At 39.7% G+C, this 11,729-nt stretch carries 9 protein-coding genes; 2 read left to right on the top strand and 7 right to left on the bottom strand.

Going from position 1 to position 11,729, the window contains the following annotated elements; genetic code table 11:
• Nucleotides 1–53 precede the first annotated feature (53 nt).
• Nucleotides 54–1,643 (top strand): peptide chain release factor 3, encoded by a 1,590-nt coding sequence (locus CH361_RS09700; protein ID WP_100790642.1) that lies wholly within the window; start codon nt 54–56, stop codon nt 1,641–1,643.
• Here CH361_RS09700 and CH361_RS09695 read toward each other — a convergent pair whose 3' ends face one another.
• Genes CH361_RS09695 through CH361_RS09680 form a run of 4 tightly spaced genes read right to left on the bottom strand, consistent with a single transcriptional unit; the run spans nt 1,644 to nt 7,501 of the window.
• The gene (locus tag CH361_RS09695) at nt 1,644–3,557 is read right to left on the bottom strand and encodes a PP2C family protein-serine/threonine phosphatase (RefSeq protein WP_100790641.1); all 1,914 of its coding nucleotides are present in this window, start codon (nt 3,555–3,557) and stop codon (nt 1,644–1,646) included.
• 3 nt (nt 3,558–3,560) lie between these two features.
• A complete protein-coding gene (locus CH361_RS09690) occupies nt 3,561–4,490 on the bottom strand; it encodes an LBF_2017 N-terminal domain-containing protein (RefSeq protein WP_100790640.1) in 930 nt (309 codons plus the stop codon).
• The gene (locus CH361_RS09685; protein ID WP_100790639.1) at nt 4,487–5,377 is read right to left on the bottom strand and encodes a FecR family protein; all 891 of its coding nucleotides are present in this window, start codon (nt 5,375–5,377) and stop codon (nt 4,487–4,489) included. Before CH361_RS09685 ends, CH361_RS09690 begins: the two co-directional genes overlap by 4 nt.
• 21 nt (nt 5,378–5,398) lie before the next feature.
• Entirely contained in the window at nt 5,399–7,501 is a 2,103-nt protein-coding gene (locus tag CH361_RS09680) for a (Fe-S)-binding protein (RefSeq protein WP_100790638.1), read from the bottom strand.
• 127 nt (nt 7,502–7,628) lie between these two features.
• Here CH361_RS09680 and mqnC point away from each other — a divergent pair, with 127 nt between their 5' ends.
• A complete protein-coding gene (gene mqnC / locus CH361_RS09675; RefSeq protein ID WP_100790637.1) occupies nt 7,629–8,744 on the top strand; it encodes a cyclic dehypoxanthinyl futalosine synthase in 1,116 nt (371 codons plus the stop codon).
• Nucleotides 8,745–8,913: 169 nt separating this feature from the next.
• Here mqnC and CH361_RS09670 read toward each other — a convergent pair whose 3' ends face one another.
• The 3 genes from CH361_RS09670 to CH361_RS09660 all read right to left on the bottom strand — a co-directional run bounded on the left by CH361_RS09670 (nt 8,914) and on the right by CH361_RS09660 (nt 11,661).
• Complete coding sequence (locus CH361_RS09670) at nt 8,914–10,062, bottom strand: GGDEF domain-containing protein (RefSeq protein WP_244279781.1); 1,149 nt, start codon at nt 10,060–10,062, stop codon at nt 8,914–8,916.
• A 101-nt stretch (nt 10,063–10,163) separates the two neighbouring features.
• Nucleotides 10,164–10,982, bottom strand: coding sequence for a GerMN domain-containing protein (locus tag CH361_RS09665; protein WP_100790635.1), 819 nt, complete (start codon nt 10,980–10,982; stop codon nt 10,164–10,166).
• Nucleotides 10,983–11,016: 34 nt separating this feature from the next.
• The gene (locus CH361_RS09660) at nt 11,017–11,661 is read right to left on the bottom strand and encodes an HAD family hydrolase (protein ID WP_244279779.1); all 645 of its coding nucleotides are present in this window, start codon (nt 11,659–11,661) and stop codon (nt 11,017–11,019) included.
• Between the last annotated feature and the right edge of the window lie 68 nt (nt 11,662–11,729).

Raw genomic sequence — 11,729 nt, 5'->3', positions numbered from 1 at the left:
TTTCTCTTTATTCTCGACAGAATCCCAATTTTAGACAACATGGAATTTAGGTTATGTCTCCTGAACTTATAGAACGCGAAGTCCTTCGTCGAAAGACTTTTGCCATCATTGCCCATCCCGATGCGGGAAAGACCACACTGACTGAAAAATTACTCCTCTATGGAGGTGCCATTCAGTTGGCAGGAGCTGTAAAAGCCAAAAAAGAAGGGAAGTCTGCTACTTCGGATTGGATGGCCATGGAAAAGGAAAGAGGGATTTCGATCACGTCTGCAGCTCTTCAATTTGAGTATAAAAATAACATTCTAAATCTTCTAGATACCCCAGGTCACGAAGACTTTTCGGAAGATACATACCGCACGCTGATGGCGGCTGATACGGCGGTGATGGTTCTGGATGCAGGAAAGGGAGTCGAACCACAAACCATCAAACTTTTCCGTGTTTGTCGCGACCGGGGAATTCCCATCATCACTTTCATCAATAAGATGGATAGGCCAACCAAAGATTTGTATGCACTTTTGGATGAAATCGAAAAGGTTTTAGGAATCAAAGCAGTTCCGGATGTATGGCCGCTCGGAACGGGTTTTGATTTTAAGGGTGTGTATGACCTTCGTGACCAGCAGTTGTATTTATTTGACAGAACTCCTGGTGGAAAACAAAAAGCAGCTTCTAGGATGGCAGGCCCAAATGATCCAAGTCTCGATGAACAGTTTGATTCGGAAATTGTCTCCGCGTTTCGTGAACAAATTGATTTAGTGGAAAATGGAATTGGGAAGGTGGATAAAAATTCTTTTTTACTAGGAAAAGAAACACCGGTTTACTTTGGTTCTGCGGTGAATAATTTTGGAATTGAACTTTTTCTAAATAAATTTTTAGAACTGGCACCAGGTCCAGATCATATTCCGCTTCGTGATGGGAATTATTTAGATCCAATCAATGCCCCTTTTAGTGCTTTCGTTTTTAAAGTTCAAGCCAATATGAACAAAGCGCATCGCGACCGAATTGCTTTTCTTCGAATCTGTTCTGGGGTCTTCGAACGCGGGTTAAACGTAAACCATAATCGTTTAGACAAACCTGTTAAACTTTCATCTAGTTTTGCGTTTTTTGGTCAGGATCGTAACACGGTAGATACTGCTTATCCCGGTGATATCATTGGTCTTGTTAATCCAGGAACCTATAAGATTGGAGATGTTCTATCAACAGGGAATACTCCACCTCTCCGCCCACTTCCTAGTTTTGCTCCGGAACTTTTTGCAACCATTTCGTGTAAGGATACCTTACAACTAAAATCTTTTAAAAAGGGACTCGATCAGTTGGCGGAGGAAGGAATTTTGCATTTGTTTACTTCCAGAACCATTGGTGGTGGTGTTCCTATCATCGGAGCTATGGGAAAATTACAATTTGAGGTTTTCCAACGTCGTCTGAAAGATGAATATAGTGCCGATACTTCGATTCACATCCTCCCTTATGGAATATCTCGCTGGGTGAAAAAAGACGACCGTAATAAAATTCCTTCAAATGCAAATTTGGTGGAAGATTTATTTGGCAATATGGCTCTTCTTTTTGATACGGAATGGGATATGAATTATTTCCATAAAAACAATGAGGAAATTGAACTTTTAGACAATCCTCCTTTGGAAGATTGATTAGATAACCTCAATCCCGATCCAGGTGATATCATCTAGAAAGGGAATCCCCTCAGAATAGGCTTTGATTTTAAGTTCTAACTCTTGTTTGATGAGGGACATATGTTTTGTCCCAGCACTGGAAAAGAATTGGATGAGTTCAGATTCAGAAATTTTTTGATGTTTCGAATTTTCCACATCTTTTAGTCCGTCAGTAAAGAGAAAAAAACGATCTCCTTTTTGAATAGGAAACTCTAAGATCTTAGGTTCCCTTAAGGAGATCATTCCAAACATAGGGTTTAGTTTTTCAGGACATTGGAATTCGTCTCCGGATTGATACAACATACCAGGATGACCAGCGTTACCATATTGAACGGTCATTGTGTTAAAATCAAACAGCAAAAATAGGAAAGGAACAAAGGCATAAGGATCTGGAAAATTCGCAGACACACCTTCGTTCATTTTCTTTAGAATTAATTTGGGATCCGATTCGGATTGAACAATTTGATGGAATAAAACCCTCAGTACAGTCATCATCATAGCTGCTTTTACACCATGACCAATCACATCACCTAAAGCAAATATACATCTATTGTTTCCTAGATCAATATAGTCATAATAATCTCCACCTACTTGGATGAGAGGTTTGTATAAAACTTCATAGTCTAAATGAGGAAATATAGTGATTCTGCTAGGTAGGTATTTTTTCTGTAAATCCTTGGCATAAACCATTTCCTTTTCAAACTCGAGACGTTTTTTGGTAACGTTTTGAACTAGGACAAGGGCTCCACTGGCAAATTTATACTTTTGTTCCAAATACCAAAGTTGGTAAGTGATCTCTAGGAGATACACTGATCCATCTTTGGAATAGAATTCTGATTCTTCTTTCCTGAGTTTACCTTGTTCGTTTTGGTATTTGGAAACTCCTTCCAAAAACAAACCTACTTCTTTTTTAATCCAATCTTTAACGGATAGTTGGTCACGAAATAAATCGTTGATCAAAAGTTTCTGCTCAATTTCACTATTTTCCAATAGGATTTTTCCTTTTGAATCAAATAGAACGGCAGCATGAGGATACTCTTGTAAAAGAAGTTTTAGTTTTTGTTTGGATTCAATTTCTCGAAGTGCAATAAAGGTAGAAAGTAGAAAGGAAAGAACAAATAGCGAAATTAATATCAGAATATTTCTTTCTAAAGATTTTTTAATAGGAACTAAAACCAAATCCTTGGGACTTACAATGAATAGGTGAATCGGTAGGCCATACATAGGCATACTGACTACAAAATATTCCATATCCTCTTTTACAGATTCGTGAAGGGATGGTAAATTTGAATGAGTTTGGAGGTAAGCCTTTACCTCTGATTTCCAAAATTCGGAAACTAAAAAATTATCCTCGATAAATCCTGAAATTCCAAAGTCCCCAGTCTCGTTAAGAATGAATAATCCTTCGTTAGGGTCACTAAATGGAGAGTCCAAAAGTGCATCTTCTAGAAATTCAGCAGAATGGATCGAAATCATATTTCCGCTCCGAATCAGGAAATATGATTTTGTTTCTGAATTCCACGAACAGGTAGTAAGCGTTAACTCTTGTAAATCGGCACTGGTTTTGTCGGAAAGAGAACAGTCCTTTTGGATATCTGGGTATTTTGATATGGGAAGAAAACCTATAAGCTTTTTATGAGTGAGGTCTAAATTTATTTGTTCTCGAATTTGATTTTCCAAATCAATGGCAAGTAGTTGGATACGAATTAATTGGAATCTTTGATTCCAGTCTAATGCCTCTCTATACCGGGAATGGATCATTGAAGAGATGAGGAGGAAATAGGGGAAAATTAAAAAGGCAACAATGGAGAGAAATAATTTGAGAAAAGACCTTGTTTTGATTACATAAATAAAATGTTCATATAACTCCCGTATCTTCCCACCATAGTACATGGATTAGTTTCTCTTTGGGTGTTTGATTTGGATTTTTTTGGGAACTTCTTCATTTCCAAGTCTATCTGTCGCTGAAATTTCTAATTCCAAGTCGTTAGAACAAGAGTTGATTAGACCGGTCCAGGAAGTTTTTGAATCCCAAAGATACCATTCTGATTGTTTATTTTGGCCACAGGTGCTACGAAACCGAATGGAATCTAAGCCTGAACCCGTATCCTTAGAAAGAAGTTCTAAATGATTTTTAGGGGAAAGATATTGAATTGATTTTTTTTGATACAATGATTCTTTCCAATGCAGTTCTGTATTGGGAGGGGTATTGTCCACACTAAACTCCCAAACTTGCATTGTATCAGAAACTCCTAGTTCATTGGTGACTTGGTATTCTAATTTATAATCCCCATCTTTAGAAAAACTGAGTTCTGGCTCCTTTGTTACTTTCCAGGGCCCACCGTTCAATCGGTAGCGAACAGAAGATTTGATCGGTTGCGTAAGTATGGGTTTTACTTGGATTTTATTTTCGGTGAGAAAGAATCTGTTTTTCCCTTCATCATTCCTAATGGGAATGATGACATCTGTCGTATTGGACTTACGTGAGAGAACTTTTGTGGGTTCTTTCGGTTTGGACTCTCCAAATGAACTAACTGTATATAAGTCAGTCCAAAATCCACGGACTTGGCGTTTGGCAACAGCACGGATACGAAAGTATTCATATCCATTTGGAATAAAAAGCTGTATTTTACCGGGATTGGAAAGAACTCGGAATGGAATTTCTAAATCAAGGTTAGGCTCTTTCCATAATTCAAATTCATACTGAATGATATCGTCTCGATCGGGATCTAAAGTGAATTTTAATGTTTTTGATTCTGAAAAAATTGGAAAACTCAAACCAACTAATAGAAGTAAGTAGATCGTATTTTTTAACGAAGTTTTCATTCTTCTTTTGGTTTTGGTGGGTCCGGTAGTGTGAATGGTTTTAAAGGTGGTTTCCCCTTTTCTACATAAGTGGCAAATCCTGAGGAAACATTGACCGTTACATTTTCTGCAGTTACAGCCACAAGTCCTTCATAACAACTTAAAGTAGTATTTCCGGAAGAATCAACTTCTGTGAGAAAGTCTGTTCCCTTCACTTCAGAAACAGCCGAATCCGTTTTTAGAAGAAACATACGCTGGTTAGAAGATGGTTTCTTTTGAACGATCGAACGAATGCGACCCTTTCGAAGATAAAGTTCATCGGGTTCTGTATCGGATTTTCCCTTTTCCATAATCACATGGCTATTTTCGGTGATCTCAAACTTAGAGCCTGATAGAAAAAGAAATTGTGCTTCTGAATCTTTAAAAGTTCTTACTTCGTCTTTTGCATAAAGGCCTTCTCCAACACTTGCCCCTGACCAAACCGCTTGTTTTTGGGAGACTTTTAATACCTCTGTTTTTCCACTATACCTCTGAATATCAGCTAGCGGTTTTTTTCCTAAACTTTTAGGAATCCAAAGTTTCATCCCGGGAATGATCAGATTGGGATTGTCGATTTGGTTGGATTTCAGCAGCTCCTTCCACTTCCTTGGATCGTCCAAATAAGTTTTAGAGATGATACTTAAGGTTTGCCCTTTTTCCACAACAATCGTGATTCCATCACCTTCTGGTGGCTGAATGATTTGTTTGGATTCTGATATAAGAGGTGTTAGGTTAAAAAAGGTAATAAAAAAAATAAGATAAAAATTTAATTTCGAAAGAGAAAGGTTTGTAAAGGAGAAGGTGGGTAATTGATCCCACCTTCTATTACAAAAAAAAGAAAATTGTTTGAGGAAATTAAAAATCTTCATATTTCCTCAAACCAATCCTTGTTAGTCGATATTCTCGGCTACAAGTTCCGCAATGTCTTTTACTTTTACGGAATCAATTTTCTCTGCAGCTTTGACACCATCTGTAATCATAGTGATACAGAATGGACAAGCAGTAGCGATGGTTGTAGCACCTGTATCAAGAAGTTGTCCTGTACGTTTGCTATTCACACGGATACTTTCTGGGTTGGATTCATCCACATGTTCTTCCATCCAGTACTGAGCTCCACCAGCACCACAACAAAGTCCTTTGGAGTGATGGTCTACAGCTTCTTCGATTTTTCCACCGGATACTTTTTTTACAACATCACGAGGGTTGTCATAATTGTTATTATAACGACCGATGTAACAAGAGTCGTGGTAAGTATACTTTCCTGTGTTCGCATCATCCGCAACTTTTACATCAATTTTACCATCTTTTGAAAGTTGGTTGATGTATTCGGAGTGGTGGATGACTTCGAAGTTTCCACCAAATTGTGGATATTCGTTTTTGATTGTGTTGTAGCAGTGCGGGCAAGCAGTTACGATTTTTTTAATTCCGTAACCGTTGATTGTGTCCACGTTAGTTTGTGCCAATGTTTGGTAGAGATATTCGTTACCACCACGGCGAGCCGAGTCTCCCGAACATCCTTCTTCAGTTCCAAGGATACCAAAGTTCACATCAGCTTTTTGCATGATTTTAACAAAGTCACGAGAGATCTTTTTGTTTCTTTCATCAAAAGCACCCGCACAACCTACCCAATAGAGTACGTCTACGTTTTTGTCTTCTGCTTCTGAAAGAACTTTTACACCAAGACCTTCTGCCCAGTCTGCTCTTGTATGCGCTCCCACACCCCATGGATTGGAATTGTTTTCCATGTTTGTGAATGCTTTTTGAAGTTCTGGACTCATTTTAGATTCCGCAAGAACTAAGTGACGGCGCATTTCAATGATGGCATTTACTTGGTTGTTTCCTACTGGGCATGCTTCAACGCACGCATAACAAGTAGTACATCCCCAAAGAGCTTCTTCACTCAAACCCTCATGTGAATTGATCACACCAGTCTCTAAGGCAGCAACTGCTTCTGCACCTTCTTCAGGAGTTTTTCCTGCGCGTGCTGCCGCAACCTCAGGCATTTTTTCCAACATTTGGTGTTTGAGTTCTACAATGATAGCTTTTGGATTTAAAACTTTTCCTGTACGGTTCGCAGGACATTCCACTTGGCAACGACCACATTCAATACAAGACATACCGTCGAGTAGGTTGGGCCAAGGGAAATCTTCCACTCGGTTGGATCCCCAAACCGCATTTTCATCATCTAAATTGAGTTTGGAAAGTTGACCTTTAGGAGTGTCTGTTGCAAGGAAGTAGTTAAACGGAGCAAAAATTAAGTGAGCGTGTTTTGATGTAGGAACATACAACATAAACGAGAACACAGTGATGATATGGCCCCACCACATAATTTGGAAAACGATATCTGCTGAAGAGTTGGAAACACCAATGGCTTCCCAAAGACTTCCGATAGCTCCGTCAATCAGTCCCGCATGAGTGAAGTAAGTTGCCGCAACTGTCTTTGCACCATTACCAAGTAAGGTGGTTACCATAAGAGTGGCAATCATACTGATCACAACCGCAGAAGCTGGAGAGTGAACATCAAGACCCTTTGCTTTTTTGATCCAACGTCTCCAAGCGAAAAAACCAAGACCGGTGAGTACAAGGATGGAAACATAATTTACAGCTTGTTCATAAATATGATTAGCAGCTTCCCCTAAAAGAAATTCAGGAAGTGCAAATTTGTAAGGATCATCCATGACATAACCAAACACACCGGCAACCATTTGGCTTGTTGTGTGGATGGTATACACAAGGAATCCGTAGAAAACGAACGCGTGCATGATTCCACGTACTGGTTCTCTGAAGTTTTTCTTTTGGAGGACGACGTTTATAAGAAAACTCTTTAAACGGAATCCGATATTTAGGTTCTTTTTTGCATCTTCATTGAAGAAAGCAGGACGACCATTGAAGATCAGTCCGAGCCGATAAAGGATGGCGCGAACAAACACAATGTTTGCCACGACGAAAAAAGCTGTGAATAATAGGTGAAAGAGTATTCTTCCGATATCCATTTATGTTTATGCCCTTAAGGTGTTTGGTATTTCCTAGGATTTGTATAGAAAAATGAATGTCCAGGAAAATTCGGTTTTTACAGGGATCTATTAGCAGATTTCCTGTCCAAGTAGGTAGAGAGACCACATGAACTTAGACTCGTTTTCATTTAGCCCGAAAGACCCCAGTGATGCCATTCTATTGCGTGCGGCAGAGGGCAAACGCATTTCTCCGGAGGAAGCTCTGACCCTCTACAACGATGGTGATTTTTTAAAGATCCAAATGGTGGCCCGGTTCCTTCGGGAAAAAATAAGACCACATACGGAAGCCAGTTACACTATGTTCCGGGTTGTGAATTATACGAACTATTGCAATGTGGAATGTAGTTTTTGCTCTTTTATGGATGAGATCGGAAATGGAAAGGGTTATGTTCTCTCCAAAGAAGAGATCCTTCAAAAAATGGATTACGCTGTGGAAGAAGGTGCCGACCAAATGTTCCTCCAAGGCGGGGTCTATCCCAATCTTCCTTTTGAATATTATTTAGATGTGATCCGAACTGTAAAAGCCAAATACCCCAAAATGCACATTCGTGCTTTTTCTCCTGTTGAAGTGATCAATTTGGAAAAGATCACAGGAAAACCACTGAAAGAAGTGCTTCTTATTTTAAAAGAAGCCGGTCTTGATTCCGTTCCGGGTGCTGGTGCTGAAATCTTAACGGAAAGGATGCGCCAAATCATTTCTCCTAAGAAAGCCACTGTTTCTGAATGGGTGCATGCCATGGAGACTTGCCATGAGGTGGGGCTTCTTGGTTCCGCAAATGTCGTATTTGGATCGGAAGAAACTAAGGAAGAAGTCATTGAGCATTTATCTGTTGTTCGAGACCTTCAGGATCGCACTGGCGGATTTTTATCTTTTATCCCATGGACTTTCCAACCCCAAACCAAGAGGTTCAAAGTGAGACCGGTTCCTACCCATGAATACTTAAAGGTTCTGGGAATCTGCCGTATCTTTTTGGACAATATCAAACATATAGAAACATCTGTGATGGTTCTCGGAAAAGGAGTGGGGCAACTGGCTTTGTATTCTGGTGCAGACGACATTTCTTCGGTTGTGATTGAAGAGAATGTACTCAGATCTTTTGGTCTCAAAACAGAAAAAGAAGCGAGAAAGTTTTTATCTGAAGGTGGGTTTCGGCCCATTCGAAGGAATCTGCTCTATGAAGATGATTACGAGTGCAATCAGGTGGTAGCGGATTCCCTCTAAACTTTTCTTTCCGTGAAAGTCTACCTACGCGGGCAAATGGGCAAAAAAAAAGATGGGGGGTTAGTCCCCATCTTTCGAAATTTTACACCTTATCCGTAATGGACATAAACTGAGAATCAGTCTCAATTTCAACACTATCGATTTTCCAAAAAATTGTCGATCATTTTTTTTAAGATTCGATGAGGGTAATGCGATTTCTTCCCTCATTTTTTGAGGTGTAGAGGGCTGTATCGATTTTGTGGTAGAGTTCGTCGAAACTAGGGTCGTCTTCGGGGCGAAAGAGAGTGGCTCCGATGGAGACCGTGAGTGTGATTGATTCTCCCGGTTGGTTGTGGATCGGAATTTGTAAGTGCTCCAATTTCTCGCGAATGGATTCGGTTAAGATCTGTAATCCTTCTTTGTCAATGGGAGAAACCAGTAAACAAAACTCATCCCCTCCAATTCGCGCTGCTATGTCTGTGATTCTCGTTCTTGACCTCACTGTTTTAGCAAAAGCCTGGATGGCTAGGTCACCTTGTTTGTGACCATATTTGTCGTTAATTGTTTTTAAACGATCCAAGTCCAAAATGACAAGCCCGATGATAAAACCTTCTCGGTTTGATCTCTTTTTATAAAGGTCGAACTGTTCCAATAAATGCCGTCTATTGAAAAGTTCCGTCATCGAATCAACCCTTGACAAATCTTCGATCTTTTGGTTGATCCTAAGTAGTTTGCCAACAGTGACTCTTAACCTTGCTTTCACTCGGTATTCTTCGAACCGCCAGTAGTTGATGAGAAGGTTGGCGACAAATCCAAATGCTAAAAGAAAAGAAACAATGAGAACATCTTGGTAGAAGAAAAAACGATCAAACCCTTGGATCCGTGAAAAGTTTAAATGTAATGGGATAAAAACAGAAATATATAAAGTGGATAATAATAGAATTCGAAATGGTTCAATCCACAAAAGGATAGAAGCACTGGCAATGACGATGGCCGAACCAAACAAATAGTAAGCATGGTTTGGATTGTCATAGACCATCATGGGAATATAAAGTAAAATGAGCCCAATCAAAACTAGGCTTGTAATTCCATAGATATGTTTCTGGAAGAATCGGACTTTCTTTTTCCCAAAGAGATAAACAATGAAACAAATGCCAAGAGAGGAAATTCGAAAGAAGGCGATCCAAAAACTGGCTTCCTTGGTCCGAACAAGAGAATCCACAAAAAGTAAAGATATGATGGAGGTCACAGCAGTCATTACACTGAAAATCTGTAAGGATGAGCCTATATCCGAAATATTTGTAGCCGTGAAACTAGGATGGTAGGTTCGTAAAAACATTTTACGAAATACAAAAAAATATCTTTTGAATGTATGCCTACGCATGAAGAAACCAGACCTTAGAATACAGAAAATTTAGGATCTGTAAACCATTTACTGGACTAGAAAATGATTACCTTTCTTTGGGATTTGGCAAGGACTTCTGGAATGGTTAGTCCGTCACTTCCTAAGGTGCGAATCCTTTCCCCGTTGGAATAAAGAATCACCCCTTTGATTCCAAAATTTCCGACCATCGTAAAGGTAATTTGATCCAATCTATCTTTTAGGATTTCCATACTTCCACCATAACTAATGTCTTCCGAAACGGAAACGTGAAGGATTCCATTTTCCAATCGGTAGTTAGGTTCCATTCGGACGCGTTTCGTCAGCGCGGAGAGCACACCTTTTGATTTTTCCTCTGCATTAGGACCTTTGGTCAATTCTTGGAATAGAAAAGGGATGGGATCCCCTCCCGGAAACTCACGAACCAGTTTTACTAGTTGGGATTGGCTATTTTTTCCAGTTCCATAAAATTTCAAAAAATAAACAGGTAAGTAACCTGCATCCGCTTGCAGGCGTTTGCCGGCGCCAGGAAATCGATCTTCTGGCAAGGTAATCTCAGGGATCGTTTCATCCACGAGTTTGGTTTTGTTTTTTCGTTTGGGTTCTGAATCGGGAAAGGTTTGGGTGAGAACTTCTTCTTCCCAATTTAAATCATCTTCCCAAGTTTCTTTTGTAAATGGATCAGAAGGTTCCGCAAATTTTGGTTTTTCTTGGGTCTTTCCGATGTTTCGAAAGCCTTGTTTGGGAATGAAATTTCCTGCGGTTTTTGGATCGAATCCCATCGACTTTTCAATGAGAACTAGTACAAGAAAAATCCCGCCAAGTAAATAGCGTAAAGATTTCCATTTATCTTCTTGGATTTGGGGTAGTACCGCCACACTAATAATGTCGGAGAAGGGAGAAAAAGGGATTTTAAAAAAATTCTTTTAAAGTTGGTAAATCGTCAAATTTCCAATGAAAATCTGGAATCTCTCCAGGAACTCCGTGCCCATAAGTGCAAAATCCAAAAGGGCATCCGTTTTCTTTGGCAGCTTCCCAGTCACTAAATCGGTCTCCGATCATAGCGATTGCTTTTGGGTCTAAATTGTACTTCCGAACATACTCTGCCAGAATTTCTCCTTTCGTATGAATGGTGTCTTGGTTGATGACAACAATTGGTTCAAAGTATTGTAATACTCCAGCCGTTTCTAAAACAGTTTCTATATATGGCTTTCTTCCGTTGGAAGCACAGGTAATGGTATAACCTTTTTCTTTTAGATAATGAATGGTAGATCCCACTCCTGCATAGAAGTCACCACCGCCACTCCGAATGGCATCACAAAGAAGGTCCAAAACTCTAGCTGAAATTGTATCCCTTTCTGATTCGGGCAATTCGGGAAAAAGGTTGGCAAAAATAGTTCGCACAGGTTTTCCAATCTCATTCATAATCCGGTCATGACTCGGTAAGGACGCGATTTTTCCCGTCTTGCCAGCAAACTCTTCGATTGCCTGCACATACGTCTTAAAGATTATGGATTCTGAGGAAAATAAGGTCCCATCGACATCGAAGGCGACCATGCGGATTTCCCCCAGGCGGTTTTCTTGCATTACCACCAGAAAAGTATTTAGCGGTCTCTTGGCAAGTA

Origin of the sequence: Leptospira brenneri, from assembly GCF_002812125.1 — a bacterium.
Lineage (GTDB): Bacteria > Spirochaetota > Leptospiria > Leptospirales > Leptospiraceae > Leptospira_A > Leptospira_A brenneri.
This window is presented reverse-complemented; position numbering and strand designations above follow the sequence as displayed.

Excerpts from the sequence above, each read along its gene's own strand:
- CH361_RS09695 (WP_100790641.1), bottom strand. The coding sequence starts at position 3,557 with ATGTACTATGGTGGGAAGATACGGGAGTTATATGAACATTTTATTTAT.
- mqnC (WP_100790637.1), top strand. The coding sequence starts at position 7,629 with ATGAACTTAGACTCGTTTTCATTTAGCCCGAAAGACCCCAGTGATGCC.
- CH361_RS09685 (WP_100790639.1), bottom strand. The coding sequence starts at position 5,377 with ATGAAGATTTTTAATTTCCTCAAACAATTTTCTTTTTTTTGTAATAGA.
- CH361_RS09660 (WP_244279779.1), bottom strand. The coding sequence starts at position 11,661 with ATGGTCGCCTTCGATGTCGATGGGACCTTATTTTCCTCAGAATCCATA.
- CH361_RS09690 (WP_100790640.1), bottom strand. The coding sequence starts at position 4,490 with ATGAAAACTTCGTTAAAAAATACGATCTACTTACTTCTATTAGTTGGT.
- CH361_RS09700 (WP_100790642.1), top strand. The coding sequence starts at position 54 with ATGTCTCCTGAACTTATAGAACGCGAAGTCCTTCGTCGAAAGACTTTT.
- CH361_RS09680 (WP_100790638.1), bottom strand. The coding sequence starts at position 7,501 with ATGGATATCGGAAGAATACTCTTTCACCTATTATTCACAGCTTTTTTC.
- CH361_RS09670 (WP_244279781.1), bottom strand. The coding sequence starts at position 10,062 with ATGTTTTTACGAACCTACCATCCTAGTTTCACGGCTACAAATATTTCG.